Genomic DNA, 26,461 nt, shown 5'->3' with positions numbered 1-26,461 from the left:
TAAGAAGAGCAAGGGCGTGCCTCCTCTGAGGCGGCCGCGAGGTCGGCCTCAGCGCGGTGTCACGTCCAGAGTTCCAACTCCACGTAGTCGACGCGGCCGTATTCGCCGGCATCGCGGGCAGTGCTGATGTCGATGCGGTCGCCTTGTTCGAGGTTGGCGAACAGCGAGTGGGTCTTCCAGCCGCCGCCAGCGTCGAAACGCCAGTTGCTGATCTGCTTGCCCTCGACCGTCACCGCCCCGGAACCGCTTCCGTCGTCCTCATCCAGATAGCGCACCGAGATCTTGTATCGTCCGTTATCGCCGCCAAACGTGTGAGTGGCGACGCCGTTGCTGAACGTCCGGATCAACTCGCCGCCGGACGCCTCGCTGCTGGACGTTACGGCGTAGCGGGTCAGCGCCAGGTCCTCGGCCTCCAGTCGGCCAACTCCTGCCGTCGGGCCGGGATCGGGCGTTGGCGTCGGTGTCGGAGTTGGCGCCGGCGTGCCGTCCGACCGCGTCACCTCCAGGTAATCGACGCGGCCGTACTCACCGGCGTTCTGGGTCGTGGCCAGCTCGATGCGGTCGCCGGTGTCGAGGCTCACCGTTTTGCTACGGACGGTCCAGCCGTCGCCCTTGTCGAAGTCCCAGCGGTCGACCTCGACCCCCGCCACCTTCAATGTCCCGCGGCTGGTGCCGTCGTCTTCGTCCAGGTAGCGCACCTTCAGGTCATATGTGCCCTTGGTGCCGTTGAACGTGTGGGTGGCGACGCCGTTGCTCAACGTCCGGATCAACGCGCCGCCGGACGCCTCGCTGCTCGACGCCACGGCGTACCGGGTGAGCGCCAGGTCCTCGGCCTCCAGTCGGCCAACTCCTGCCGTCGGGCCGGGATCGGGCGTTGGGGTCGGTGTCGGAGTTGGCACCGGCGTGCCGTCCGACCGCGCCACCTCCAGGTAATCGACGCGGCCGTACTCGCCGGCGTTCTGGGTCGTGGCCAGCTCGATGCGGTCGCCGGTGTCGAGGCTCACCGTTTTGCTACGGATGGTCCAGCCGTCGCCCTTGTCGAAGTCCCAGCGGTCGACCTCGACCCCCGCCACCTTCAATGTCCCGCGGCTGGTGCCGTCGTCTTCGTCCAGGTAACGCACCTTCAGGTCGTATGTGCCCTTGGTGCCGTTGAACGTGTGGGTGGCGACGCCGTTGCTCAACGTCCGGATCAACGCGCCGCCTGACGCCTCGCTGCTCGACGCCACGACGTACCGGGTGAGCGCCAGGTCCTCGGCCTCCACCCGGCCCAGCCCGGCAACTGGGCCGGGATCGGGCGTTGGGGTCGGTGCCACATCGGAGGCGCTGGCGAGCTTGCGGACTTGGCCGTCCTGCTTGGTCAGGACGTAAATCTCGCCGTTGGCGTCCTGCCCGAAGCGGAGGTCCGCCCGCGACGCTTTGACCACGTCCAGCAGCGTGCGCTCGGCGCCGTTGACGAGCAGCGTCAGCTCCTTGATTTCCGCCGGCCGACCCGATTTCTGCGCGGTCTGGAGCGCCGACAGCGGCACGTGGAAAACCCGTCCGGCGGCGATGTCGCCGAACACGTAGTGTCCGGCGAGTTCGGGAATGTCGGCACCGCGGTAGACGAAGCCGCCGGCGATGGCGCGGCCCTCGTCGTGGTCGTACTGGGCCACCGGGTAGGTGAAGCCGCTATCGTCGCCGGGCAGGGTGTATAGCACACCCTGGTCGCCGCGCGCGGTGGCGAACGTGCCTTCCCGCGGCTGCCAGCCATAGTTGCCGCCTGCGACGCCGATGTTGACCTCCTCGATCTGCGCCTGGCCGATCTCGCCGATCAGCAGGTCGCCGCGGCCGCCCTGATCGAAGCTGAAGTTCTGCGGATTGCGGAACCCGGTCGCCCACACCTCCGGCAGCGCGTCGCTGCGGCCGACGAACGGGTTATCCGCCGGCACCGTGTAGGATGCACTGCCGCTCTTCAGCGGGTCGATCCTGAGTATCTTGGATAGCGCCTGCTGCAGGTCCTGGCCCGCATCGAAGCGGTCCGGGCGCGGCGGATTGTTGCCGCCGTCGCCGCTGGCGATGTAGAGGGCGCCGTAGTCCTCGCTGCCGGGCTTGGCGGCGGGGTTGAACGCGATCTGGTTGAGGTCGTGACCCTTCTCCGGCTGCGCCACACGTAGCACCTCCCGGCCGCTGCCGGCAACGATCGGGCCGGGATCGGCGGGTCTGGCGACCTGCCACTCGATGATCGTGCTGTGATAGACCGGCGTGTATGGCCCGTCGAAGACCGGCACGCCGGCGGGAGCGCTGGCGACGGTCTTCGCGTTGACGGTGTAGAGCTTGCCATAGCCGGCGGCGCTCGGCGTTTCGAAGTCCGGATGAAAGGCGAAGCTGCGGAGACCAGTGGGGGTGCCGCCGTTGACGAAGTCCGGGTCGCCGCGCACGTCCAGCAGTGGCGAGGGGTCAACCTTGCCGTTCTCGATTTGCCACACGACCCCGCGGGTGTCAATCAGGTAGAGGCGGCCGCTGCCGTCGTCCGCGTGATAAAGGAACTGGATGTTGGCGTACGGCTTGACGTCGTCGGTGCGCGGCGGCGTGACGAAGTCGTCTAGCTCAACCTTGATGCCGCTCTTGCGGATGGGATCCGAGATCGGGTTCGGTGTAACTGCAGTCTGGGCCAAGGCGTCCTCCTCCCCACAGGTTCGACGCCGGTGCCGGCTCAGGCGCGGTCCACCCTGCACTTGGGTGGCGCCCAGCCCCAGTCCTCATGTTGCGCCGCTTCGTTGATCCCGCAAGCGAACGCTACCACCCTTTCCGTCGGTTCCCAAACAGGCTTCTTCGAGGCCAAAGTGCAACGGCGCGTTCAGAGGATGCGCCGCTGCACGTAATCTCTTGAGTTTGATGCAAACCATGACCCATTCGACCGAATCGTTCGAATGGGTCCGTGCACTAGCCTTTTGCTCTAAACGGCGGCGCTGCTTTTTTTCGGGCCCATGAAGTACCACAGGATGAGGCCGATGAGCGGCAGCAGCAGGATCACGATGACCCAGAGAATCTTAACGCCGGTCGAGGCAGCGCTGCCGATGACGTTGATGATGGCCCAGATGTCCAGAGCCAGGATGATCAGGCCAAAAATCCCGCCGAATTCCATCTCTATCTCCTCATGATTTGTGGCAAGGCGATGCCGGCTGGCTTCAAACAAGTGCGCGAGACTTGCCCTTCTACATCTTAAACCCACCCGCGGCGAAATGGTTCCGGAAGCGCCGCTGTGACACCGTGATGAAGATTGTCAGGATGGCGCTGGCAATGCGGAAGCCTGCCCGTTGTGCTCTTAGCTCAAGGCCGGCGGCGTCACGGCCCGTGCGGTAGGAGCTTGCCGGGGTTCATGATGCCTTGCGGATCAAGGGCGCGCTTCACCGCCCGCATCACGCCAAGCGCGGCGCCGTGTTCGGCCGCCATGAAGCCGAGCTTGCCGAGGCCAATGCCGTGCTCGCCGGAGCAGGTGCCCGCCATCTCGAGAGCGCGTCCTACCAGACGATCATGCAGGCGCCTCGCGGTCTCGATTTGATCCGGTCGGGCGGGGTCGGTCAAAATGACCAGATGGAAGTTGCCGTCGCCGACATGGCCGACCAACGGCGCCGTCAGGCCGCTCTCGGCGACCTCCCGCTTGGTTTCGACGATGCATTCGGTCAGTCGCGACACCGGTACGCAGACGTCGGTGGTCCAGGCATCGAACCCCGGCTTCAGCGCCTTGCCGGCGTAATACGCATCATGACGAGCCTGCCACAGGCGCGCTCGCTCTTCGGTCCGCGTCGCCCATTGAAACTCGGCGCCGCCATGCTCGCCGCAGATCGCTTCGACCATGGCGGTCTGCTCCGCGACGGAGGTCCTGGTGCCGTGGAACTCGAGGAACAGGGTCGGTTGCACAGGACAGCCCAAGCCGGAGTAGCGGTTCACCGCATCCATCTGCACCTCGTCCAGCAACTCGATGCGGGCGACGGGAACCGCCGACTGAATTGTGGCCACGACCGCATCGACCGCGCTGCCGATGTCAGGGAACGACACGACGGCGGCAGCGATGGCTTCCGGCACCGGGTGCAGGCGGAGCGTCAACTCGGTGATGACGCCGAGGGTGCCTTCGGAGCCGACCAGGAGGCGGGCGAGGTCGTAGCCGGTGGACGACTTGCGGGCCCGGCAGCCGGCGTGAATGACGGTGCCGTCGGCCATCACCGCGGTCAGCGCCAGCACGTTGTCACGCATGGTGCCGTAGCGGACGGCATTGGTGCCGGAGGCGCGGGTCGCAGCCATGCCGCCGAGCGAGGCATCGGCGCCGGGATCGACCGGGAAGAACAGGCCTGTGTCGCGGAGGTGCTCGTTCAGTCGCTTGCGGGTGACGCCGGCCTCGACGACGGCGTCCATGTCCTCGGCATGCACGGCGACGACCCGGTTCATCTGCATGAGGTCGATGCAGACGCCGCCTTCCAGCGCGGCGACCTGCCCCTCGATGGCGGTACCGGTCCCGAACGGAATGACCGGCGCACCATGACGGGCGCAAGCCGCCACGATTGCGGCCACTTCTGCCGTCATCGTCGGGAACACGACGACCTCCGGCGGGTGCGGTTGATGGAACGATTCATCGTGCCCGTGTTGCTCGCGCACGCCGGCCGCCGTCGACAAGCGCTCGCCGACGATGCTGTCCAACTCCCGAAGGAGGTCCGCGTCGACCCGCGCAACGGGCATATCCATGTCTCGCGTCCCCGGAGATTCGTGCCCGATCGGCCTACTCGAGTGGGAGGAACAGGGGATCGTCCTTCGGCGCGTTCGCGAACCGGATCTTGTCGAGGCAATCCTCGGCCGGATGCTCCCCAAACATGCAGCTCGCAAACTCGACCCGGAGGCCATCCACCCGCTGGCACAATGCTGCGGTCAAATCGAACTGCAGCGGCACCGATGAGTAAATCCAACCGCCTTCGACCGCTTTCCGCACCAGCGGCTCATCGCCGCTGGCAAGGCCGGTGGATGCAAGCTCTTCTTCGCCGTCGTAAACCTTGGCGATCACGCGCATTTGTTCGAGCGGCTCGGACCCCTGGTATTCGATGTCGATGGGGATCCGGCACGCGAACGCCTCGCCCTTCTCGACACCGGTGCTCGACAACACGACAGGCCGCTCGACTTGTTCGGCCGCGGACGCGGAAGACTCCCATAGCGCGCCGGCCGGGACGGCCAGCAGCATGAACATGGCGGCGCCTCGAAAGATCTGACGGATCATCGTGCAGTCCTCACGGTTGTGGCTGCGTGCTGCGCGGATGTCGTGGGTTCGCGTTCCGGGCACATCTCACTCCCGTCGCTGTGTCGTTTTTCCAACAGCAGAGACCCGGCGAAAGTTCCTTATGGTGCAGATGGCGCGGGTTCATGACGACAGCATGGCGGGCCTCGGTCCGCCGGTCGCCCAATCCAACAACTCCACCGTGTGGACGATCGGCCGCGAGGTGCCGCCGGCCAGGTGCGTCATGCAGCCGATGTTGCCGGCGGCGATGATGTCGGGCTCGGTCGCCTCAAGATGGACGAGCTTCCTTGCCTTCAGTTGATCGGCGAGATCCGGCTGCAGGATGCTGTACGTCCCCGCAGACCCGCAGCAGATGTGGGATTCCGCCGGTTCACGCACGCTGAAGCCCGCGTCGGCCAGCAACTGCTTCGACTGCGGTCCCAGGCGGAGCCCGTGCTGCATCGAGCAGGCCGTATGGTATGCCACGGTCTGGCCGGTGGCGATGGTTGCGGGTTGGAGCTTGAGTTCGACCATCAACTCCGAGACGTCGCGCATGATTGCCGTCAGGCGCGCCGCCGGCTCGACCCATTCGGCGTCGTTGCGGAGCAGATGCCCATAGTCCTTGAGCGAAACGCCGCAGCCGGATGCGGTGAACACCACCGCGTCGAGCCCGTCGCCGTCCATCTCCCGCATCCAGGCGGCAACGTTGGCACGGGCGGCCGCCTGCGATTGATCCTCGTCGCCCATGTGGTGGACCACGGCGCCGCAGCAGCCGGTGCCCTCGGCGACCACGACCTCGCAGCCGTGGCGGGTCAGGAGGCGCACCGTCGCTTCGTTGATCTCCGGGCGCAGCACCTGTTGCGCGCACCCCGGATGCAGCGCCACCCGCTTGCGGCGCGGCCCCTCGGCCGGAAACACCTGAGGCGCATCCACCGGTGACGCCTGCCGGAGGCGATCCGGCGCCATCGCCGCCATGCCTTTCAGGCGCCCCGGCAGCAGGCGGGCGAACGGCCGACCGAGCCGGCCTCCCATTAGCGACAGCCGGAACAGGCGCGGGTCGGGGACGATGGTGGCGAGCAGACGGCGGAGCAGACGTTCCGGCCGCGGCCGCACGTAGGTCTTCTCGATGTGCACCCGCGCCCGGTCGACGAGATGGGCGTAGTCGACCCCGGACGGGCACGTGGTCATGCACGAAAGGCAAGTGAGGCAGCGGTCCAGGTGCTTGACGACCTGCGGCGTCGCCGGCTTGTTCTCCTCGAGCATGGTCTTGGCGAGGTAGATGCGCCCCCGCGGGCTGTCCAGTTCATCGCCCAGCAGAAGGTAAGTCGGGCAGGTGGCGAGACAGAAGCCGCAGTGCACGCAGGTGCGCAGGATGTCGTTGGCTTCCCGGATTTCCGGGTCGGCGAGGCGGGCTTCGGTGAAGTTGGTCTGCATCCCTACACCCCCTCGACCATGCGTCCCGGGTTCAGCACCCGATGGGGATCGAACGCCTCCTTGATGCGCTGTGTGAGCGCCGCGATCGGCGCCGGCTGCGGCTGGAACGCCGGCACCCGCTCCCGCACACCGGATGCGGCGCGGATGAGCGTCGCATGGCCGCCGGTCCCAGCGATCGCGGCCCGCACCCGCTCGTGGTGGGCGTCGTCGCTCGCCGGCAGCGACAGCCACAGAAGGCCGCCGCCCCAGTCGAAAAGGACTTGGGCCTCGCCGTTGAAGCGGAGCGCCGCGGCGACGCGGGCACCTTCCGACGGCGGCACGGAAATCCGCCATGCCTGGCGGTCGCCATCGGTCACCAACGCCCCCACGTCGCGGATCTCCCGCCACAATGCCCGCGACTCGGTCTCCCCGAGGTCGGCGATGCGGCCGCACGGCGCCAGTACCTTGGCGACAGCGTCGGCGCGGAACGCGACCGACGGGCCGGGCCCCTCGATGCGGATGCACGTCACCGCCTCGCCCGCAGAGGCGATGGCGCCGACTCCCGAGCGGATGGCGACGTCGGCCGGCAGGTGCGCGGCGCCGGACACGTCATACGGGCTCTGCAAGGCCGTTGTCATGGCGCGGACGGCGGCCGCGTCATCGCAGCCGACGACCAGTACCGTCCTCACCGCCTCGCTCGCCGGCAGGGCGCGCACCGTGACTTCCGTCATGACCGCAAGGGTGCCATAGGAGCCGGCAATCAGCTTGGAGAGGTCGAAGCCGGTGACGTTCTTCACCACTCGCCCGCCGGACTTGAACACCTCGCCCCGGCCGCTGACCGCGTGGAAGCCTAGCAGGTGGTCGCGCGCCGCGCCGCTCAGATTGCGCCGCGGACCGGAGAGATTGCAGGCGATAACGCCCCCGAGGGTGCCGCCGATGTTGCTGCCGGCGCCGCCGTCGGCGCCCAGCAACGGCCCCAGGTTCGGAGGCTCGAACAGCAGTTGCTGCCTGCGTTCGCCTAATGCCGCCTCGATCTCCGCCATCGACGTGCCGGCGCGGGCGGTCAATACCAGCTCTTCCGGCTCGTAGGCGACGATGCCGGAGAGAGCGGACGTGTCGAGGCGCGCCGCGGCGCTGCAGGGGCGGCCGAGGCCTCTCTTGCTCCCCGAGCCGACCACGTCCAGCGCCTGGCGTTCGGCGACCGCCCAGCGCACCGCCTGCACGGTCTGCTCGATCGTGTCCGGCCTGAGGTGCTCGGTCATCTTGAACTGGGACCGTCCTTCGCCATCAGAACCGCGGCAGGTCCGGAAACGGCAGTTGCCCTTTGTGGACGTGCATGCGGCCGAGTTCGGCGCAGCGGTGGAGGGTGGGAAAGACCTTGCCGGGGTTGAGCAGGTGATCCGGATCGAAGGCGCACTTCAAGCGCTGCTGCTGCTTGAGGTCGTCCTCGGTGAACATCGTGCCCATCAGATCCCGCTTCTCGACCCCGACCCCGTGTTCGCCGGTCAGAACCCCGCCGACCTCGACGCAGAGCCGGAGGATGTCGGCGCCGAACCGCTCCGCCTTGTCGAGATCCCCAGGCTTGTTGGCGTCATAGAGGATGAGGGGGTGGAGGTTGCCGTCGCCGGCATGAAACACGTTGCCGCAGCGGAGCCCGTAGGTGCGGGACATCTCCGCGATCCGTTCCAAAACGTTCGACAACGCATGACGCGGGATAGTCCCGTCCATACAGAGATAATCCGGCGAGATGCGCCCCGCGGCGCCGAACGCGGCCTTGCGGCCGGCCCAGAACCGCAGGCGCTCCGCCTCGTCTTGGCTGACCCGGATTTCCGCGGCGCCGGTGGCGCGGGCGATCGCCTCGACCCGCTCGATCAGGTGTTGCACTTCCACCTCGGGACCGTCCAGTTCGACGATCAGCAACGCCTCCACATCGAGCGGATAGCCGGCGTGCACGAAGTCCTCGGCGGCGTGGATCATCACCCTGTCCATCAACTCCATGCCGCCGGGGATGATGCCGGCCTCGATGACCCGGGCGACGCAGTCGCCGGCGGCGGAAACCATCGGAAACCCGATCAAAAGCGCCCGCGCCGTCGCCGGCTTCTGCAGGATGCGGACCGTGACCTCGGTGATGACCCCGAGCAACCCCTCGGAGCCGGTGATCACCCCGAGCAGATCGTACCCCGAGCTGTCCAAATGTTTGCCGCCGATGCGGGTCACCGCGCCATCCATCATGACGAACTCGACGCCCAGCACGTTGTTGGTGGTGAGGCCGTACTTGAGGCAATGGACGCCGCCCGCGTTCTCGGCGACGTTGCCGCCGATGGTGCAGGCGATCTGGCTCGACGGGTCCGGCGCATAGTAGAAGTTGCGCCCGGCGACAGCCTCGCTGATGCGGGCATTGGTCACCCCCGGCTGCACGACCACGCAGCGGTTGTCGTAGTCGATATCTAGAATCCGGTTGAACTTTCCGAAACCGAGGGTGATGGCGTCAGCGAGAGGCAACGCGCCGCCGGATAGGCCGGTGCCGGCCCCGCGCGGCACGATCTTCACGCCCTGCTCATTGCAATAGGCGAGGACTTGCGAGACCTGAGCGGTGGATTCGGGAAGGACGGTGGCGAGCGGCCGCTGGCGATAGGCGGTCAGCGCGTCGGCTTCGTAGACGCGGAGCTCGTCGTCATCGTCGATGACGCCTTCGCCGGGGACGATGGCGCGCAGGTCGGAAGCGATCCGGCGGCGGCGGGCGATGACCGCGGCGTCCGGTGCAGGCATGCGCATCGACGTCCTCCCGTTGACGGAGCGGCGCCAAACTGCGGCGCCTCGGCCGTTTCAATGTCGGCCGTTGTTCCGTCAATGTAGTGAGGGAGGTATCGGAGGTGAAGCGGAATCGACCGGCTTAAGCCGTGGTTCAGCCCTGGCGGACCTTGTAGCGCGGGTGGATCTTGTTGATCACGTAAATGCGCCCCTTCCGCTTGACGATGCGGCAGTTGCGTTCGCGCGTCTTCGCCGATCTCACCGAGTTCTTGACTTTCATGATCCTGACCCCTGACTTCCGGCGCGGACCATACGGATCCGGCCCGCGCCTGTCAACACGCGCCTCCCGGCGGCCTTGCATCGAATGCGGCGGCCTGTTCCAGCACTTCGGCGCTGCGGAGCACGGTTTCTTCGTCGAACGGCCGGCCGATGAGTTGGAGGCCGAGCGGCAAGCCGCGCACGGACAGCCCGGCAGGGACGGATATGGCGGGGAGGCCGGCGAGGCTCGACGGCACCGTGAACACGTCGTTCAGATACATGGTGATGGGATCGTCGGTCTTGTCGCCGATGGCGAACGCGTCGGACGGCGCGGTGGGGGTCAGGATGACGTCGGCCTTTTGGAACGCCTGCTTGAAGTCGCGGGCGATCAGGCTCCGCACCCGCTGCGCCTTGAGGTAGTAGGCGTCGTAGTAGCCGGCCGACAGCACATAGGTGCCGATCAGCACCCGCCGCCGCACCTCGGCGCCGAACCCTTCGCCGCGGGTGTTCTCGTACATCTCGTCCAGCGTCTCGCCGGGGATGCGCAAACCGTAGCGCACCCCATCATAGCGTGCGAGGTTCGAGGACGCCTCGGCCGGGGCGATGATGTAGTACGTCGGCAGCGCGTAACGGGTGTGGGGAAGCGTCACCTCGACGGTGCGCGCGCCGGCGTCTTCCAGCCACCGCATACCCTGCCGCCACAGGTCGTCGATTTCCGCCGGCATGTCGTCGAGGCGGTACTCCCGTGGGATGCCTATGCGCAGCCCCCGGACGTCCCCGGTCAGCGCCGCCGCGAAATCCGGCACCGGCAGCGGCGCCGACGTAGAGTCCTTGCCGTCGTGGCCGGCCATGACGCCCAGCATGATCGCCGCGTCGCGGACGGTGCGGGCCATCGGCCCCGCCTGGTCGAGCGAGGAGGCGAAGGCGACGATGCCCCAGCGCGAGCAGCGCCCGTAGGTCGGCTTGATGCCGACGATGCCGCAGAACGACGCCGGCTGGCGGATCGAGCCGCCGGTGTCGGTGCCGATGGCGGCGAGCGCCAGGCGGGCCGCGACGGCCGCCGCCGATCCGCCGGAAGAGCCGCCCGGCACCAGATCCTTGCCGTCCTTCGGCCCCCAAGGGTTGCGCACCGGCCCGTAGAAGCTGGTGGTGTTGGAGGAGCCCATGGCGAACTCGTCCAGGTTGGTCTTGCCGAGCATCACTGCACCGGCGTCGCGGAGCCTGGCGGAGACCGTGGATTCGTAAGGCGGGACGAAGCCGTCGAGGATGTGCGAGGCGGCCGTCGTCAGCACGCCGTCGGTGCAGAACAGGTCCTTGACGACGATGGGGATGCCGTCCATGGGGTCGAACGCCGCACCGGCGGCACGGCGATCGTCCGATGCCCGCGCCCGCGAGAGCGCCAGTTCCGGGGTTTCCGTTATGAAAGCGTTGAGATCCCGCGCCTCGGCCATCGCGTCGAGATGCGCCCGCACCAACTCTTCCGACGAAAACGCGCCGGCGGCAAGCCCTCCGCCGGCTTCCGCGATGGTCAGGTCCCTGAGGCCGCCGGCATTGGTCATTCGACGACTTTCGGCACCGCGTAGAACGCGTCGACCCGATCCGGCGCATTGGCGAGCACGGACTCGGCATCGCCGCCGTCGGTGACCACGTCGCGGCGCTGCAGCACCGTCATCGCGGCGACGCTGGTCATCGGCGGAACGCCGTCGGTGTCCACCTCGGCCAACTGCTCGACCCAGCCGATGATGTGGGAGAGCTCGCCGGCGAGGTGATCGAGCTCGTCCTCGGCCACCCTGAGGCGCGCGAGGGTGGCGATGTTACGAACGGCGGCCCGGTCCAACGACACGTGTTCGACTCCCTCAACGGAATAGCGGCTGGCTCCGCACCCCGGCCACGGACAATGACAGAGCAGCCGTCAGGCTTTAAGTGTGGCCGCGGAGGAACGCAAGCCCCATGGCGATCGTCGGCATCGAGGACCTGCATCGCGCGCTCGGCAGCAATCGGCGTCTGCTCGGCCTCGACGTCGGCGGCAAGACGGTCGGATTGGCGCTGTCCGACGGCATCCTGATGGTGGCGACGCCGCTGATGACCTTGCGCCGCAGCAAGTTCGCTCGCGACGCAGCGACGCTGCAAGAGATCGTCGCCGGGCACGGCGTGGGCGGGCTGGTCATCGGCCTGCCGGTCAGCATGGACGGCACCGAAGGTCCCCGCTGCCAGTCGGTGCGCCAGTTCGCGCGTAATCTGCTTGCCCTTATCGACCTCCCGATGGCGTTCTGGGACGAGCGCCTCTCAACTGCCGCCGTCGAGCGGATGCTGATCGACGAGGTCGACATGAGCCGCCGCCGTCGCCGCCAGGTCGTCGACAAGCTTGCCGCCGCCTACATCCTGCAAGGGGCGCTCGACGCGCTTGCGGTTCAGGCGCGCCGCGCCGCGTCTCGGGAGCCGGCGCCGTGATCGCGGTGCTGGCGTCGCTGGCGCCGATCTTCATCGTCATTCTGTTGGGCTGGTGGTTTCGTCGCTGGCAGTTCGTGCCGGACGGCTTCTGGATGTCGGCGGAGCGGATCACGTTCTATCTGTTCTTTCCGGCGCTGCTGATCACCAACATCGCCAAGGCGGATCTGGCGGGGCTCCAGGTGATCCCGATGCTGAGCGGTTCCATCATCGCGATCACCATCGTCGTCGCGGCGGCATACCTCCTGTGGCGGCCGCTCGGGATCGACGGGCCGGCTTTCACGTCGTTGGTTCAAAGCGCCGTCCGCCCCAACGTCTACGTCGCGTTGGCGGCGGCAGTGGCGCTCTACGGCGAGACGGGGCTGACCCTCGTCAGCCTGTGCCTGGCGGTCATCGTCCCGTTCGTCAACGCCATCGCCGTCGTCGTCCTGATTCGCTACGCCTCGCCGGCCGGCAAGCCGCTGCGCTGGCGCCAGATGATCGCGCCGGTGCTTCAGAACCCGCTGATCCTCGCCTGTTTCGCCGGCCTGGCGCTGAACGGGTTGGGGGTCGGTCTGCCGCCGATCATCGGGCCGACGCTGGAGATTCTCGGCCGGGCGTCGTTGCCGATCGCGCTGCTGGCGGTCGGCGCCGGACTCGACTTCGGCGCCGCCCGCGCGGCGGGGCGGGTGGTCGGCGTCGCGTGTATCTTGAAGCTGGTGGTGCTGCCGCTGTTGACCATCGGGGCGTGCACGGCATTGGGAAGCGACCGCATCGCCACCGCCGTTGCGGTGCTCTACGCCTCGGTGCCGATCTCCGTCTCGGCGTACGTGATGGCGCGACAGATGGGCGGCGACGCCAACATCATGGCCGGCACCATCACCGCCTCCACGATCGCGGCCATGGTGACGATGCCGGCCGTGCTGATGCTCGTTTAAGTCTCCTTGCGCGGGCCACGGGCGCGCGCCTATAGTCCCGGCTCATGACCGACGGCGACAGCCTTTCCCCCTTTCCCCACCGCCACCTGCTCGGAATCGAAGGCCTCACCCCGCCGGAGATCACGCTGCTGCTCGACCGCTCCGAGCGCTTCGTCGAGCGCAACCGGCAGGTCGGCGAGAAGCCGGCCGAGCTGCGCGGGCGGACCATCATATGCCTGTTCTTCGAAGCCTCGACCCGCACCCGCACATCCTTCGAACTAGCGGGCAAGCGCCTCGGCGCCGATGTCATCACCATGTCGGTCTCGGCCAGTTCCGTCCGCAAGGGCGAGACCGTGCTTGACACCGCCATGACCCTGAACGCCATGCACCCGGATGCGCTGGTGGTCCGCCATCCCGAATCCGGAGCGGTCAAGCTGTTGTCGGAAAAAGTCACCTGCGCGGTGATCAACGGCGGCGACGGCAGTCACGAGCATCCGACCCAAGCGCTGTTGGACGCGCTGACCATCCGCCGCCGCGTCGGCCGGTTGGAGAACCTGGATGTCGCCATCTGCGGCGACATCCAGCACTCGCGCGTGGCGCGCTCCAACATCCATCTCCTGTCGATCATGGGCGCCCGGGTGCGCCTCGTCGCGCCGCGCACCTTGATCCCGGCGGAGGTGGAGCGGCTCGGGGTCGGTGTCTACCACGACATGCACGAGGGGCTGGCCGGCTGCGATATCATTATGATGCTGCGCCTGCAGACCGAGCGCATGAACGCCAACTTCTTTCCGTCGAAGCGCGAGTACTTCCACTTCTACGGCCTTGATTACGAGAAGCTGTCACGCGCCAACCCGGAGGCGCTGATCATGCACCCGGGGCCGATGAACCGCGGCGTGGAGATCGATTCCGTGGTCGCCGACGACTTCAGCCGCAGCGTCATTTACGAGCAGGTCGAGATGGGGGTCGCAGTGCGCATGGCCTGCCTCGAGTTGATGGCGGGAAGCGGCGCTCAAGCCGCCGGGCGGAACATTTAGAAGCGATGACGTTTCATATCGACAAGGCGCCACGGCGCCTGGCGTTCGTCAACGCCCGGCTGCTGGATCCGGCTTCCGGACTCGACGCCGTGGGCGGGCTGCTGATCGCAGGCGAGAGCATTGCCGACGTTGGTGACCATCTCACCGCCGCCAGCGTGCCTCCCGACGCGATGGTCATCGATGCGGAAGGGCATTGCCTCTGTCCCGGCCTGGTGGACATCCGTGTGCAGCTTCGCGAGCCCGGCGAGGAGCACAAGGCGACGCTGGCGTCGACGGGAGAGGCGGCGACGGCAGGAGGCGTTACCTCCATGGTGTGCCTGCCGAACACCAATCCGGTCATCGACGACATGTCGGTTGTGGAGTTCGTGGCGCGGCGGGCGCGGCTCCTCGGCCTCACCAAGGTCTACACCTACGGCGCAGTGACCAAGGGCTTGGCCGGCGAAACCCTCGCAGAAATGGGCCTTTTGTCCGAGGTGGGCGCGGTTGCTTTCACCGACGGCGTCCATGCCATCGGCAACGCGCAAGTGATGCGCCAGGCGCTGAACTACGCCCGCAGCTTCGATCTGATCATCGCCCAGCATCCGGAAGAACCGAGCCTCGCGGAGGACGGCGACATGAACGCCGGCGAAGTGGCGACCCGCCTCGGCCTGTCCGGTATCCCGCGCCAAGCCGAGGTGATCATGGTGGAGCGCGATCTGCGGTTGGCCGAACTCACCGACGGCCGCATCCATTTCGCGCACTTGTCGACCAGAGCGGCGGTGGAGGCGGTGCGGGCGGCAAAGGCGCGGGGGATCCGCGCCACCTGCGATACCGCGCCGCCGTATTTCGCCCTCAACGAGAACGCGGTCGGCGACTACCGCACCTTCGCCAAACTGTCGCCGCCGCTCCGCGCCGAAGAAGACCGCCTGGCGGTGATCGACGGTCTTGCCGACGGCACCATCGACGCCATCGCTTCCGACCATGCGCCGCAGAGCGAGGACGCGAAGCGCCTGCCGTTCGGCCAGGCGGCGTTCGGCGGCATTGGCCTGGAGACGTTGCTGGCGGTGTCCCTCGAGCTTTACCACAACGGCCGCCTTCCGCTGCTGGACGTGCTGCGGTTGTTGACCTGCAAGCCTGCCGACCTGCTCGGCCTGCCGGCGGGGCGTCTCGCCCGCGGGCTGCCCGCCGACTTGATCCTGTTCGATCTGGAGCGGCCGTGGCGAGTGCGCGAGTACGAACTGCACAGCAAGTCCAAGAACACGCCGTTCGACTACCGGCCGGTGCAGGGGCGGGTGCTGCTCACCGTGGTCGACGGCCGCCGGGTCTACGCCTATGACCGCTGAGGTATGATCGATGCCTGAAGGCGTCGGTGGGTTGGGTCTCACCATGCTCCATCAAGTGGCGGGGCTGGTCGGCTATCTGCTCGGCTCGATTCCTTTCGGGCTGCTGCTGACCCGCCTCGCCGGCAAAGGCGACATTCGCCGCATCGGTTCCGGCAATATCGGCACCACCAACGTGCTCCGCACCGGCAGCAAGGGCCTCGCGGCGGCGACGCTGCTGCTGGACGGCGGCAAGGGCGCCGCCGGCGTGCTGCTGATGGGTCTGTGGGGCGAAGATGCTGCGCTGCTCGCCGGCCTGTTCGCGGTGCTCGGCCACAACTTCCCGGTCTGGCTCCGCTTTCGCGGCGGCAAGGGGGTTGCGACCTCACTCGGTGTGCTGTTGGCGCTGGCGTGGCCGGTCGGCCTCATCGCGTGCGGCGTCTGGCTGGGGGTCGCGGCGGCGTTCCGCTATTCGTCACTTGCGGCTCTCGCCGCCCTCACCACCGCGCCGCTCGCCATGTTTTGGCTTGCCGACGAGAAGCGCACAGTAATCGCGGTGCTGCTCGCCGCCCTCGCCGTCGCCCGCCATCATGCCAACATCCGTCGCCTCGTTCGCGGCGAGGAATCACGCATCGGCGGCAAGACCTGAAGAATCGTCCGCCGCCGGCGGGCCGGCGGCTCAGTCGGTGCCGCCGTAGATGTCCCAGTATTTCCCCGGATCGTATGGGTGGTCATCGGCGCCGAACCCACTGCCGTGGGACGCACCGGCCTGTTCGCTCACCCCTTCTGCGGCACTTTCGAAGGGTGTCTCTTGTCGGTCGTCTGGATCGCACGCGGTCTCCCTCGCGAAGCTCGCTTGATCTGACATGTCAGCCTCTCTGCTCTGCCGGCATTTTAAATTGATCGCCGTGTGGACTGAAAACGTAGCTGCGCGGTATGGTTGCGTCAATGGCAGCGCGCCGGACGTGGTCTTTATCCGGCGGGGGTGTGTTGCCAATGCCACATCGATGACAACCGCCGAGGACGCCTCTCTGCGACAGCCGGTGACGGTTCCGGCTCCGGCAAACTATCACTTTGCCGCGGCGAAGCTGCGCACCGCAGCACGCAGCGAGTCGGCTTGCGCGTTCGTCGCCGAGCCGTTGACCAGGATGTCGAGAGGCCGTACGCCCGTCTTGTCATAGTAGATTGCGTTCCAGTTGTCCTTCGGCTCGATCACTGCACCTTCCACATTCAAGCCGGCATAGGCGCCCTTCGACCTCGCCCAGGCGAGGATATCGGCGGTCTGTGCCTTGCCGCCGGCCCCGACCGGCCCGGCCGCGACGCTGACGTCGGCGCCCAGCTTGAAGCTGCCCCCAAGCACGGCGTCGACGCCCTTCTGGGTCATCACCAGCATGATGATTTCCGAAACCTCGCCGCCGATCTGCAGGCCGAAGGTGATCGACCCGAGGATGTAGAAGGCGGGATAGCTCCACTGGCCGGTCGCGGGATCACGGGCCAGCATCGCTGCATTGCCGCCGCTGCCGCCCAGGATGAAACCGCCTTTGACGTTGGTCGGCAAGATCATGACGCCCTTCGCCTGCGGTGCCAGGTCGCGGAACTGGTCGGCCACGAGATCGTCGGCAGCGAACGTTTCGACGGTCGCCTCGGCCTTCTTGACGAACGCCTGGATCTCCGCCGGACTGTCGGCGCTGGCTGGCGCCGCTAACGCCAGCGCGGTCACCATCAGCGCGCTCGCGAGCAACGATACTCTCATCGGTCGTCTCCTGTTGTGTCTGTCGCGCCGGTCACTGCTGCGGTCATATTAAATCCTGCAGCATCCGGCGTGTCGCTCCCATGTGTGAATGGGTTGCAGATCGAACACAAGCGTGCTGACGAAACGCAGCCTTCGGAAGGTATTTTGCCGTTGCCTGATTTGCCGGTTGGACGATGATGCCGTAGACTCGAGGGTGAACGTTCCTGCCGATACGATTGTTATGACGAACGTGCTCTCCGACAACGAGCGGCTCTACCGCCTGCGTCTGATCCGCTCCGAGAACGTCGGCCCGGTGACGTTCCGCCGGCTCCTGGAGCGCTTCGGAAACGCGTCGGCGGCGCTGCAGGCGCTACCCGAGTTGTCGCGCCGTGGCGGGCAACGGAGAACCATCACCATCTGTACGGCCGCTTCGGCACGGCGCGAGATGGATGCTCTTGCTACCGTCGGCGCGAGGCTGGTGGCCAACGGGGAGCCGGACTACCCGCCGCTGCTCGCCCATATCGAGGACGCGCCGCCACTCCTCGCCATGTTCGGCGACCCCCGCGTCGCGGCCGGCGATTCGGTGGCCATCGTCGGGGCGCGCAATGCTTCGATCAACGGCGTGCGCATGGCCGAAAGCCTCGCCCGCGACCTTGGTGCAGCCGGCGTTGCGGTGGTGTCGGGGCTCGCGCGCGGCATCGACGCGGCGGCCCATCGCGCCGCTCTGGCAACCGGAACGGTGGCGGTGGTCGCGGGCGGCATCGACGTCGTCTATCCGCCCGAGCACGCCGACCTCCAGCGCGCCATCGCCGAGCGCGGCGTCGTGATCTCCGAGATGCCTCCCGGCGTCCAGCCGCAGGCGCGGCATTTCCCGCGGCGCAATCGCCTGATCTCCGGGATGTCGCGTGGCGTCATCGTCGTCGAGGCGGCGCTCCGTTCGGGCTCCCTGATTACCGCCCGGCAGGCGCTGGAGCAGGGGCGCGACGTATTCGCCGTGCCCGGCTCGCCACTCGATGCGCGGGCGCGCGGGCCCAACGACCTGATCCGACAAGGGGCCGTTCTGACCGAAACCGTCGAAGACGTGCTGGGTGCACTCTGCATTGCTGCTCCACCGGTCAGGGGCGTCACAGTAAACGAGCCGCCGCCGCTCGCGCCTGCTGCCGGCCCGGAGAGCATCAGCGACACCGAACTCGATGAAGCCCGGCGCAGCATTGCCGATGCGCTGTCACCGGCCCCGGCCGCCGTCGACGAAATCATCCGCCGCTGCCGGCTGTCTTCTTTCATCGTGGCGACGGTGCTGCTGGAATGGGAACTGGCTGGCCGTCTGGAACGGCAACCCGGCGGCAGGGTCGCGCTGATCGCCTGAGAGAACCTGTGACGGCTTGGGTTCCCGGCAATGGTTGACGAAGCCACCCTTGCTGCCAATTCTCCGAGGCCCCCACCATGTCCGGGCACACATCCATTGCGGAGCGGGAGGTCCATGGACGTCGTCGTCGTCGAATCGCCGGCAAAGGCCAAGACCATCAACCGCTATCTCGGCGGCGACTACACCGTCCTCGCCAGCTACGGGCATGTGCGGGATCTGTTGGCGAAGGACGGCTCGGTGCAGCCGGACGCCGATTTCGCCATGGACTGGACCGTCGATCCGCAGGCGAAGAAGCGCCTCGACGAGATCGCCAAGGCGGTGCGGGGCGCCCGCCATCTCTACCTTGCCACCGACCCCGACCGCGAGGGCGAGGCGATATCCTGGCACGTCTGCGAGGTGCTGGGCGAAAAGAAGGCTTTGGGCGGGGTCGACGTCAAGCGCGTCGCCTTCAACGCCATCACCCGGGACGCCATCCTCGACGCCTTCGCCAATCCCCGCGACCTCGATCAGCCCCTGATCCATGCCTACCTTGCCCGCCGTGCGCTCGACTATCTTGTCGGGTTCACGCTGTCGCCGGTGCTGTGGCGGAAGCTGCCCGGCAGCCGCTCGGCCGGCAGGGTCCAGTCGGTGGCCCTGCGCCTGATCTGCGATCGCGAAGAGGAAATCGAGAAGTTCGTCTCGGAGGAATACTGGACCGTCAGCGGCCTGTTCAAGACGATCCGGGACGAGACGTTCACCGCGAACCTCACTCACCTTGAAGGCCGCAAACTCGAAAAGCTCTCGCTCGGCAACAAGGAGGCGGCGGACGCCGCGCTTCGCGCCATCGAGGAGCGGGAATTCTCCGTCGCCAAGATCGAGCGCAAGCAGACCCGCCGCAACCCGGCGCCGCCGTTCATTACCTCGACCCTGCAGCAGGAGGCGTCGCGCAAGCTCGGCTTCAGCGCGTCCCGCGCCATGAAGGTGGCGCAGCGCCTGTATGAGGGAGTCTCCATCGACGGCGAGACCGTCGGCCTGATCACCTACATGCGGACCGACGGCGTGCAAATGGCGCCGGAGGCCGTCACCGCCTGCCGTCGGCTGATATCGGCCGACTACGGCGAGCGCTACCTGCCTGAAAAACCACGCGTCTACAAGAGCAAGGCCAAGAACGCCCAGGAAGCACACGAAGCGATCCGCCCCACCGACGTGTTCCGCCGCCCGGCCGACGTCGCGCGCTTTCTCGATGCGGATCAGCAGAAGCTTTATGCGCTGATCTGGAGACGGACCCTGGCCTGCCAGATGGAGGCGGCGGTGCTCGATCAGGTCGGCGTCGATGTCGCCTCGCCCGATCGCCAGGTGATCCTGCGCGCTACCGGCTCGGTCGTCGCCTTCGACGGCTTCTTCAAGGTGTACCGCGAGGGAGTCGACGACGCGGATCGGAAGGACTCGGCTGCAAAGGGCGACGACGACGACCGTTTGCTGCCCGATCTCAAGGAAGGAGAGGCGCTGGAGCGCTTGAGTGCCGAGGCCGAGCAGCACTTCACCCAGCCGCCGCCCCGCTTCACGGAGGCGAGCCTGGTCAAGCGGCTGGAGGAGCTGGGGATCGGCCGCCCGTCGACCTACGCCAGCATTCTCTCGGTTTTGCAGGATCGCAATTACGTCCGCCTCGATCAGCGCCGCTTCGTTCCCGAGGATCGTGGCCGGCTGGTGACGGCGTTTCTTGCCAACTTCTTCGAGCGCTACGTTGCATATGATTTCACGGCGGCCATGGAGGAGAAGCTCGACGACGTCTCCGGCGGGCGCATTGATTGGAAGACGGTGCTCGCCGAGTTCTGGCGCGACTTCAGCGCCGCCGTCGACGGTACCAAGAACCTCAAGATCTCGGACGTTCTGGACGCGCTTGACGCCGTGCTGGGGCCGCATTTCTTCCCGACCCCGAAAAACGGCTCCGATCCGCGCAAATGTCCGGCCTGCAACGACGGGCGCCTGAACCTAAAGCTGGGTCGCTACGGCGCATTCATCGGATGCGGGCGCTATCCGGACTGCCGCTTCACCCGGCCGCTGGTGCTGTCCGGCGATGAGGAGGCCGACCGTCAGCTGGTCGGCAACGGCCAGGGCCGCTTGCTGGGGACCGATCCCGAGGGTGGCCAGGAGGTGTGGCTCCGCAAGGGACCGTACGGCTACTACGTCCAGCTCGGGGGCGCCGAAGAACCGGCCGCAACCCCCGCAGCGATCGCCCAGGAGGAGACGGCGTCATCAACGCCAGCCACGACGAGCAAAGGCAAGGGCAAGGGCAAGGCGAAAGCCAAGGCCAAGCCGAAGCCCAAGCGGGCGTCGCTGTTGAAAGCCATGGATCCGGAGACGGTCGATCTGGAGACGGCGCTGAAGCTCCTGGCGCTGCCGCGACCGATCGGTTCGCATCCGGAGACCGGCGAGATGATCAACGCCGGCGTCGGGCGGTTCGGGCCTTACGTGTCGATGGGGTCAAACTACGTGTCCCTGAAGGACGATGACGTTCTCGCCATCGGCCTCAACCGCGCCCTCACCCTCATTGCCGAGGCCATCGAGCGCAAGGGGCCGGTGATCGAGCTTGGCGTCCACCCCGCGGACGGAAAGCCGGTCACCGTCAAACGCGGCCGGTTCGGCCCGTACGTGCAGCACGGCACGCTCCGCGCCACCCTGCCCAAGTCCGTCGCGAGCGAGGACCTGACTTTGGAGCAGGGGATCGAGCTGTTGCAGGCCAAGGCCGCCCGCGGCGGCGCCGCGGCCAAGGGCGGCAGGCCGCAGAGCAGGGCCGACAAGCCGGAAAAGGCCAGCCCGGAAAAGGCCAGCCCGGAAAAGGCCAGCCCTGAAAAGGCCAGCAAGCAAGCGGCGAGCGGCACGGTTCAGGCGAGCACGAAGAAACCTACCAAGCGCGCGGCAACGCCGAAGGCGGCGCCGAAGCGGAAACCTCGAACGGTGACGGGAACCTGACGCGACGCCGCCTTTGCGGTGACGTGGCCGGATGGGCTATGTCTCGCCGTGATGCCGAACAAACCCGCCTCCGGCCTTCCGAGCCGCGACGACATCCTGGCCTTCATCCGCGAAAGCGAGCGGCACGTGGGCAAGCGGGAGATCGCCCGCGCCTTCGGCCTCAAGGGCGACCAGCGCACCGCCCTCAAAACGCTGCTGAAAGATCTGGAAAGCGACGGGCTGATCGGCCGCCTCGGCAAGCGCAAGCTGGGTGATCCGTCGGTTCTGCCACGGGTGGCGGTGGTGGAGATTGTCGGCCCGGATACCGATGGCGAACTGATCGCCCGTCCACACGCATGGCCCGAGGATCAGCCGGTCCCTCGCATTTTCATGGCGCCGGAACCGCGCAGCCGCTCGGCCCTCGGCCGCGGCGACCGCGTGCTGGCGCGTCTGCAGCCGATCGACGGCGGTGCCTACGAGGGCCGCACCATCCGCCGCCTGCCGGCGGTGACGCGCCGTGCTCTCGGCATCTACCGGGTCTTCGATGGCGGCGGGCGCATCAAGTCCATAGACAAGCGCGCCAAGGAGGACTTTCTGGTGGCGCCCGGCGAAGACGGCGGCGCCGAGCCTGGCGAACTGGTGTGGGCCGAGGTGCGGCACGGACGGGCGTTCGGGCCGCGCCATGCCCGGATCGTCGAGCGCATCGGCGCCGCGCAGGGCGCGCGCTCCATCAGCCTGATCACCATCCACGACCATGACATCCCGGTGTCTTTCGCGCCGGAAGCGCTTGCTGAAGCGGAAGTCGCCGGCCCCGCGCCTTTGGTCAATCGCGAAGACCTCCGCGCTGTCCCGCTGGTGACCATCGACGGCGCCGACGCCCGCGATTTTGACGATGCGGTGTGGGCAGAGGCGGATGGCGACGCCGAGAATCCCGGCGGATGGCACCTGATCGTCGCCATCGCCGACGTCGCCTGGTACGTCCGTCCCGGCTCTGCGCTGGACAAGGCCGCCTATCCCCGCGGCAACTCCGTCTACTTCCCCGACCGGGTGGTGCCGATGCTGCCGGAGGCGCTCTCGAACGGCTGGTGTTCCCTGGTGCCGGGGGAGGATCGCCCGTGCCTCGCCGCGCACCTGTGGCTCGACCGCGACGGCAACGTGCTGCGCCATCGGTTCACGCGCGCGATGATGCGCTCGGCCGCCCGCCTCACCTACAGCCAGGTTCAGAAAGCGCAGGATGGCCATCCCGACGCAATGACCGACCCGTTGCGCGCCGGCGTGATCACGCCCCTGTTCCGCGCCTACGCGGCGCTGGACAAGGCTCGCCGCCGCCGCGGCGTGCTGGAGTTGGATCTCCCGGAACGCCGCGTCGTCATCGGCGGCGACGGGATGGTGGTGCAGATCGTCACCCGCGAGCGCCTCGACAGCCACAAGCTGATCGAGGAGTTCATGATCGCCGCCAACGTTGCCGCCGCCGAGACGCTCGAGCAGCGGAAGCTTCCCTGCCTCTACCGCATTCACGACCAACCGACGCCCGAAAAGCTGGAGGCGCTCCGCGATTTTCTGGAGACGGTCGGCCTCCGCCTGCCACGGGGTCAGGTCATCCGCGCCCGCATGTTCAACGACGTGCTCAACAAGGCGGCCGCGACGCCGCTCCCGCATCTGGTCCATGAGGTGGTGCTGCGGAGCCAATCCCAGGCCGAGTACAGCCCCGTCAACATTGGCCACTTTGGCCTGGCGTTGCGGCGCTACTGCCACTTCACCTCGCCGATCCGCCGCTATTCCGACCTGCTCGTACATCGCGCCCTGATCCGCACCATGGCGCCAGGCGAGGGCGGGCTCGAAGCCGAGCCGGGCGACTTCGTTCGCGTTGGAGAGCACCTGTCGGCGACCGAGCGGCGGGCACAGGCGGCCGAGCGCGACGCTGTCGACCGCTTCACCGCCGCCTACCTCGCCGACAAGGTCGGCTCGGTGTTCGGCGGGCGCATCAACGGCGTCACCCGCTTCGGGCTGTTCGTGACGTTGGATGACAGCGGCGGCGACGGCCTGGTGCCGATCCGGAGCCTCGGCGACGACTTCTTCGTCCACGACGAGTCCCGCCACCGCCTTGTCGGCCGCAGCACGGGATTGACGTTCCGCCTCGGCGACAGCGTCAGCGTCCGCCTGATCGAAGCCGACCCCATCACGGGCGGCCTGATCCTCCAGGTTCTGGACGGCGGCGACCCCGCCGGCGCGCGACAGCCACGCCAAGCCGCCCCGGCGCCAACCGGAGGCAAGCCGCCCAAGCGGCTGTCCTCGCGCGCCGCTGGCAAGTCCGGGCGACCGGGCAAGTCGCCGCATCGCAGCCGCTGATCTCGCCTCCCGTCGAACTGCGGCGGCGACAGAACTGCGGCTGTGACATGGCGCGGCGAATACCATATAGTGTGCGGAGGTTGTGGCGGTTGCCCGGTCTGCCACTGGAAGCTCAAGGAGCCCGACGGATGAAGCGTTCCAAGTCGATCGCGCTGGTGATGATGGGGGCGGGCTCGCTGTTGCTGACCGCCTGCGAGGAGCCGACCGTAGAGGCGCGGGTCTACGACGGTATAGGACAGTGCCTCGACGATCCGGCCATGGATGCCGCCGCCTGCGAGGAGAACTTCCGCGCTGCCCAGCAACAACACGCGGCAGTCGCTCCGAAATACAACGACCAGGCGGCTTGCGAGGCCGACTTCGGCGCCGATCAATGCGAGCCTGCGCCCTATCGGACCGAGGGCGGCGGCTCGGTGTTCATGCCGCTGATGATGGGCTACATGATGGGCAGCATGATGGGGCGCAGCAGCGTCGCCGCGCAGCCGCTCTATCGCTCTGCGGACGATCCCAAGGCCTACCGCACCGCCGACAACCGCAACGTCGGCGCCGCGACCGGCAAGACCACGGTCGCCAGGTCCGCCGCAGCGAGCCCGGCCGCGAAGCCGTACACCGTGTCGCGAGGCGGTTTCGGCGCCAGCGCCCGCACCCTCGGCGCCGCCAGCGGTTGATTCGAGCCGGCTCCGGGAACGCCGATGCAGCGAGTTCGCGTTGCGGAACGCGAAGGCTGGAGAGCCATCGCTCACGAGCACGGCTTTTCCTTCCATTCCCCAGAAGGCGAACCCTATTGGGATGAGAGCGCATACTACCGCTTCACCCTCAAGGAGATAGAGGACGACCTGGAAGCGCCGGCGGAAGAACTGGAGAAGCTGTGCTTCGCGGTCGTCGAGCGGGCGGTCGCCGACGAAGAGGTGCTGAAGCGCCTCGCCATCCCGGAACCGTTCTGGGACCACATCGCCGAGAGCTGGCGCCGCCAGGACCGCAACCTCTACGGTCGCCTCGATTTTTCCTACGGCGGCGGCGGCCCGGCCAAGCTGCTCGAATACAACGCCGATACGCCGACCACCCTCTACGAATCCGCGGTGTTCCAGTGGACTTGGCTGGAGCAGGCAATGGAGCAGGGCCTCATCCCCGCCGGCTGCGACCAGTTCAACTCCATCCATGAACGCCTGGTGCACGCCCTCGGCCGCTTCGGCATCTTCGGGACGCTGCATCTGGCCTGCGCCGGAGACTCCGCGGAGGACCGCGGCACGGTCGAGTACATCGAGGATTGCGCGCGTCAGGCCGGCGTGGACACCAAGTTCCTGTTCATGGAGGACATCGGCGTCGATCGCGACGGCCACTTTACCGACCTCGACGACCGGCTGATCGCAACCCTGTTCAAGCTCTACCCGTGGGAGTGGATCATGGCGGAGGTGTTCGGCCGGCAGGTTCCCGCCAGCGGCACCCGCTTCATCGAGCCGCCGTGGAAGGCCGTGCTCTCCAACAAGGGCGCGCTGGCGCTGCTGTGGGAGATGTTCGAGGGCCACCCCAACCTGCTGCCCACATATTTCGCCGAGGATGCGCGCGCCGCCGAACTGGGCGACGCCTACGTTCGCAAGCCGCTGCTGTCCCGCGAGGGCCGAAACATCGCCATCGTCGACCACGGTCACACCACCTCCGGCTTGGCCACCGCCAACGATGGCCCCTACGGCGCGGAAGGCTACGTGGTGCAGGCGCTGCACCCGCTGCCGTCATTCGACGGCAACTACCCGATGCTCGGCTGCTGGCTGGTGGCGAGCGAAGCGGCCGGGCTCGGCATCCGCGAGGACCGCACCCTGATCACCACCGACAAAGCCCGCTTCATCCCCCACGTCATTCTGGAGTAGGCTGCCCGAGGCGCTGCCCGGCGCAGACTCCGCACATCTGGCGATCCGGTCCTGCGACGACCGGCATTTGGCGATGACGATCTACCACATCGGCTACCACAAGACCGGCACCACCTGGATCAACAACGTGCTGCTGCCGCAGGTGCGGCCGGTGCTGAACCAACGCGGCATCCGCGTCGTGTGCAAGGAGGGCCTGTCGGGGAGCCTGCTGCATGACGACACCGGCCGTGCGGCGCAACTGGCCGCCGAAGCGCCGGACAGCAAGGTGGTGATCTGCGTCCGCAACCAGAAAACCATGATCGGGTCGCTCTATTGGCTCTACGTCAAGTCCGGTGGCTGCCTGAGCCTGCCGCGCTATGTCGACGCCCTGATCGCCAACGGCAAGCTCCGCTACGACGTCCTGGCGGGCGCGTACGTCGACGCTTTTGGCGAGGACCGGGTCCTGGTGCTGACCTACGAGCGCCTGCGCACCGATCCGCACGACTGGCTGGCCGTGGTGGCGGCGTTCTGGCGCATACCGGCGGAGACCATGCCGTCGGCGCTGGCGGAGCAGCGGGTCAACCCGAGGCCGACCGACGGGTTCGTCGAGTTGACCCGCCTCGCCAATACGGCATTGCGACCGCGCGCTCGGCCGGCCTTTCTGGCGCGGCGGGTGCCGCAGTTGCTGTGGCTGGCGCTGGAGAAGCCGGTGATCGCCGCGGGCCGCCGCCACGGCATCCATCGCCGCGACGACAACGGCGTGATGATGGCGATCGACGCCGCCTACGCTGTGTCCAACCGGGCGCTTGCCGGGCGGTTCGCCGTCGATCTCGCCGGCTGCGGTTATCCAGGGGTTCCGTAGCGGCCGCGTGAGGCGCTTGACAGGCGGACCCGCGGCGGTATGG

General features: G+C 67.6%; 23 protein-coding genes. 11 read left to right on the top strand and 12 right to left on the bottom strand.

All coding sequences use genetic code 11. The annotated features are described in order from the left end of the window. Positions 1-59 precede the first annotated feature (59 nt). The 10 genes from IPM60_00460 to gatC form a co-directional block, all read right to left on the bottom strand. Positions 60-2,654, bottom strand: a complete 2,595-nt coding sequence (locus IPM60_00460; GenBank protein ID MBK8906417.1) for a PQQ-dependent sugar dehydrogenase — start codon at positions 2,652-2,654, stop codon at positions 60-62. A 281-nt stretch (positions 2,655-2,935) separates the two neighbouring features. After that, positions 2,936-3,130 (bottom strand): PLDc N-terminal domain-containing protein, encoded by a 195-nt coding sequence (locus IPM60_00455; GenBank protein MBK8906416.1) that lies wholly within the window; start codon positions 3,128-3,130, stop codon positions 2,936-2,938. A 194-nt stretch (positions 3,131-3,324) separates the two neighbouring features. Continuing rightward, entirely contained in the window at positions 3,325-4,713 is a 1,389-nt protein-coding gene (locus tag IPM60_00450) for an FAD-binding protein (protein ID MBK8906415.1), read from the bottom strand. A 40-nt stretch (positions 4,714-4,753) separates the two neighbouring features. Further along, on the bottom strand, positions 4,754-5,242 hold the full coding sequence (locus tag IPM60_00445; protein ID MBK8906414.1) for a hypothetical protein: 489 nt from the start codon (positions 5,240-5,242) through the stop codon (positions 4,754-4,756). 141 nt (positions 5,243-5,383) lie between these two features. Further along, positions 5,384-6,673 (bottom strand): glycolate oxidase subunit GlcF, encoded by a 1,290-nt coding sequence (glcF, locus tag IPM60_00440; GenBank protein ID MBK8906413.1) that lies wholly within the window; start codon positions 6,671-6,673, stop codon positions 5,384-5,386. 2 nt (positions 6,674-6,675) lie between these two features. Continuing rightward, on the bottom strand, positions 6,676-7,914 hold the full coding sequence (gene glcE / locus IPM60_00435; protein ID MBK8906412.1) for a glycolate oxidase subunit GlcE: 1,239 nt from the start codon (positions 7,912-7,914) through the stop codon (positions 6,676-6,678). Between the two features lie 25 nt (positions 7,915-7,939). Beyond that, entirely contained in the window at positions 7,940-9,427 is a 1,488-nt protein-coding gene (locus IPM60_00430; protein ID MBK8906411.1) for an FAD-binding protein, read from the bottom strand. 130 nt (positions 9,428-9,557) lie between these two features. Further along, positions 9,558-9,683 carry a 50S ribosomal protein L36 gene (gene rpmJ, locus IPM60_00425; protein MBK8906410.1) on the bottom strand — a complete coding sequence of 42 codons (126 nt, stop codon included), beginning with the start codon at positions 9,681-9,683 and terminating at the stop codon, positions 9,558-9,560. A 52-nt stretch (positions 9,684-9,735) separates the two neighbouring features. Beyond that, positions 9,736-11,220, bottom strand: a complete 1,485-nt coding sequence (gene gatA / locus IPM60_00420) for an Asp-tRNA(Asn)/Glu-tRNA(Gln) amidotransferase subunit GatA (GenBank protein MBK8906409.1) — start codon at positions 11,218-11,220, stop codon at positions 9,736-9,738. After that, positions 11,217-11,504, bottom strand: coding sequence for an Asp-tRNA(Asn)/Glu-tRNA(Gln) amidotransferase subunit GatC (gatC, locus tag IPM60_00415; protein ID MBK8906408.1), 288 nt, complete (start codon positions 11,502-11,504; stop codon positions 11,217-11,219). The genes gatA and gatC overlap by 4 nt, the downstream gene beginning before the upstream one ends. Positions 11,505-11,611: 107 nt before the next feature. On the opposite strand from gatC, the gene ruvX reads away from it, so the two are divergent. Genes ruvX through plsY form a run of 5 tightly spaced genes read left to right on the top strand, consistent with a single transcriptional unit; the run spans position 11,612 to position 15,986 of the window. Then, positions 11,612-12,112 carry a Holliday junction resolvase RuvX gene (gene ruvX / locus IPM60_00410; protein MBK8906407.1) on the top strand — a complete coding sequence of 167 codons (501 nt, stop codon included), beginning with the start codon at positions 11,612-11,614 and terminating at the stop codon, positions 12,110-12,112. Next, complete coding sequence (locus IPM60_00405; protein MBK8906406.1) at positions 12,109-13,026, top strand: AEC family transporter; 918 nt, start codon at positions 12,109-12,111, stop codon at positions 13,024-13,026. Before ruvX ends, IPM60_00405 begins: the two co-directional genes overlap by 4 nt. Positions 13,027-13,070: 44 nt before the next feature. Then, the gene (locus IPM60_00400; protein ID MBK8906405.1) at positions 13,071-14,039 is read left to right on the top strand and encodes an aspartate carbamoyltransferase catalytic subunit; all 969 of its coding nucleotides are present in this window, start codon (positions 13,071-13,073) and stop codon (positions 14,037-14,039) included. A 5-nt stretch (positions 14,040-14,044) separates the two neighbouring features. After that, positions 14,045-15,361 (top strand): dihydroorotase, encoded by a 1,317-nt coding sequence (gene pyrC, locus IPM60_00395; protein ID MBK8906404.1) that lies wholly within the window; start codon positions 14,045-14,047, stop codon positions 15,359-15,361. Positions 15,362-15,404: 43 nt separating this feature from the next. Further along, positions 15,405-15,986, top strand: coding sequence for a glycerol-3-phosphate 1-O-acyltransferase PlsY (gene plsY / locus IPM60_00390; GenBank protein ID MBK8906403.1), 582 nt, complete (start codon positions 15,405-15,407; stop codon positions 15,984-15,986). Positions 15,987-16,016: 30 nt separating this feature from the next. Here plsY and IPM60_00385 read toward each other — a convergent pair whose 3' ends face one another. Beyond that, complete coding sequence (locus IPM60_00385) at positions 16,017-16,205, bottom strand: hypothetical protein (protein ID MBK8906402.1); 189 nt, start codon at positions 16,203-16,205, stop codon at positions 16,017-16,019. Positions 16,206-16,406: 201 nt separating this feature from the next. Further along, positions 16,407-17,090, bottom strand: coding sequence for a lipid-binding SYLF domain-containing protein (locus IPM60_00380; GenBank protein MBK8906401.1), 684 nt, complete (start codon positions 17,088-17,090; stop codon positions 16,407-16,409). Between the two features lie 220 nt (positions 17,091-17,310). Here IPM60_00380 and dprA point away from each other — a divergent pair, with 220 nt between their 5' ends. The 6 genes from dprA (at position 17,311) to IPM60_00350 (ending at position 26,418) form a co-directional block, all read left to right on the top strand. Further along, complete coding sequence (gene dprA, locus IPM60_00375) at positions 17,311-18,435, top strand: DNA-protecting protein DprA (protein MBK8906400.1); 1,125 nt, start codon at positions 17,311-17,313, stop codon at positions 18,433-18,435. Positions 18,436-18,549: 114 nt separating this feature from the next. Continuing rightward, the gene (topA, locus tag IPM60_00370) at positions 18,550-21,387 is read left to right on the top strand and encodes a type I DNA topoisomerase (GenBank protein MBK8906399.1); all 2,838 of its coding nucleotides are present in this window, start codon (positions 18,550-18,552) and stop codon (positions 21,385-21,387) included. Between the two features lie 51 nt (positions 21,388-21,438). Beyond that, entirely contained in the window at positions 21,439-23,715 is a 2,277-nt protein-coding gene (gene rnr, locus IPM60_00365; protein ID MBK8906398.1) for a ribonuclease R, read from the top strand. Between the two features lie 128 nt (positions 23,716-23,843). Next, positions 23,844-24,380 carry a DUF1190 domain-containing protein gene (locus tag IPM60_00360; GenBank protein ID MBK8906397.1) on the top strand — a complete coding sequence of 179 codons (537 nt, stop codon included), beginning with the start codon at positions 23,844-23,846 and terminating at the stop codon, positions 24,378-24,380. Between the two features lie 24 nt (positions 24,381-24,404). Continuing rightward, positions 24,405-25,577, top strand: coding sequence for a glutathionylspermidine synthase family protein (locus tag IPM60_00355; protein ID MBK8906396.1), 1,173 nt, complete (start codon positions 24,405-24,407; stop codon positions 25,575-25,577). 73 nt (positions 25,578-25,650) lie between these two features. Continuing rightward, the gene (locus IPM60_00350; GenBank protein ID MBK8906395.1) at positions 25,651-26,418 is read left to right on the top strand and encodes a sulfotransferase domain-containing protein; all 768 of its coding nucleotides are present in this window, start codon (positions 25,651-25,653) and stop codon (positions 26,416-26,418) included. Positions 26,419-26,461: the final 43 nt, after the last annotated feature.

Source organism: Rhodospirillales bacterium (genome assembly GCA_016710335.1).
In the GTDB taxonomy this organism is placed as follows: Bacteria; Pseudomonadota; Alphaproteobacteria; order Rhodospirillales; family Defluviicoccaceae; genus JADJXQ01.
This window is presented reverse-complemented; position numbering and strand designations above follow the sequence as displayed.

What these genes read in the sequence shown, in the direction of transcription:
- glcF (MBK8906413.1), bottom strand. Translation starts at nt 6,673, where the DNA reads ATGCAGACCAACTTCACCGAAGCCCGCCTCGCCGACCCGGAAATCCGG.
- rnr (MBK8906398.1), top strand. Translation starts at nt 21,439, where the DNA reads ATGCCGAACAAACCCGCCTCCGGCCTTCCGAGCCGCGACGACATCCTG.
- IPM60_00380 (MBK8906401.1), bottom strand. Translation starts at nt 17,090, where the DNA reads ATGAGAGTATCGTTGCTCGCGAGCGCGCTGATGGTGACCGCGCTGGCG.
- IPM60_00360 (MBK8906397.1), top strand. Translation starts at nt 23,844, where the DNA reads ATGAAGCGTTCCAAGTCGATCGCGCTGGTGATGATGGGGGCGGGCTCG.
- pyrC (MBK8906404.1), top strand. Translation starts at nt 14,045, where the DNA reads ATGACGTTTCATATCGACAAGGCGCCACGGCGCCTGGCGTTCGTCAAC.
- plsY (MBK8906403.1), top strand. Translation starts at nt 15,405, where the DNA reads ATGCTCCATCAAGTGGCGGGGCTGGTCGGCTATCTGCTCGGCTCGATT.
- ruvX (MBK8906407.1), top strand. Translation starts at nt 11,612, where the DNA reads ATGGCGATCGTCGGCATCGAGGACCTGCATCGCGCGCTCGGCAGCAAT.
- IPM60_00350 (MBK8906395.1), top strand. Translation starts at nt 25,651, where the DNA reads ATGACGATCTACCACATCGGCTACCACAAGACCGGCACCACCTGGATC.
- gatA (MBK8906409.1), bottom strand. Translation starts at nt 11,220, where the DNA reads ATGACCAATGCCGGCGGCCTCAGGGACCTGACCATCGCGGAAGCCGGC.
- dprA (MBK8906400.1), top strand. Translation starts at nt 17,311, where the DNA reads ATGACGAACGTGCTCTCCGACAACGAGCGGCTCTACCGCCTGCGTCTG.
- IPM60_00445 (MBK8906414.1), bottom strand. Translation starts at nt 5,242, where the DNA reads ATGATCCGTCAGATCTTTCGAGGCGCCGCCATGTTCATGCTGCTGGCC.
- IPM60_00430 (MBK8906411.1), bottom strand. Translation starts at nt 9,427, where the DNA reads ATGCGCATGCCTGCACCGGACGCCGCGGTCATCGCCCGCCGCCGCCGG.
- topA (MBK8906399.1), top strand. Translation starts at nt 18,550, where the DNA reads ATGGACGTCGTCGTCGTCGAATCGCCGGCAAAGGCCAAGACCATCAAC.
- glcE (MBK8906412.1), bottom strand. Translation starts at nt 7,914, where the DNA reads ATGACCGAGCACCTCAGGCCGGACACGATCGAGCAGACCGTGCAGGCG.
- IPM60_00400 (MBK8906405.1), top strand. Translation starts at nt 13,071, where the DNA reads ATGACCGACGGCGACAGCCTTTCCCCCTTTCCCCACCGCCACCTGCTC.
- IPM60_00355 (MBK8906396.1), top strand. Translation starts at nt 24,405, where the DNA reads ATGCAGCGAGTTCGCGTTGCGGAACGCGAAGGCTGGAGAGCCATCGCT.
- IPM60_00385 (MBK8906402.1), bottom strand. Translation starts at nt 16,205, where the DNA reads ATGTCAGATCAAGCGAGCTTCGCGAGGGAGACCGCGTGCGATCCAGAC.
- rpmJ (MBK8906410.1), bottom strand. Translation starts at nt 9,683, where the DNA reads ATGAAAGTCAAGAACTCGGTGAGATCGGCGAAGACGCGCGAACGCAAC.
- IPM60_00450 (MBK8906415.1), bottom strand. Translation starts at nt 4,713, where the DNA reads ATGCCCGTTGCGCGGGTCGACGCGGACCTCCTTCGGGAGTTGGACAGC.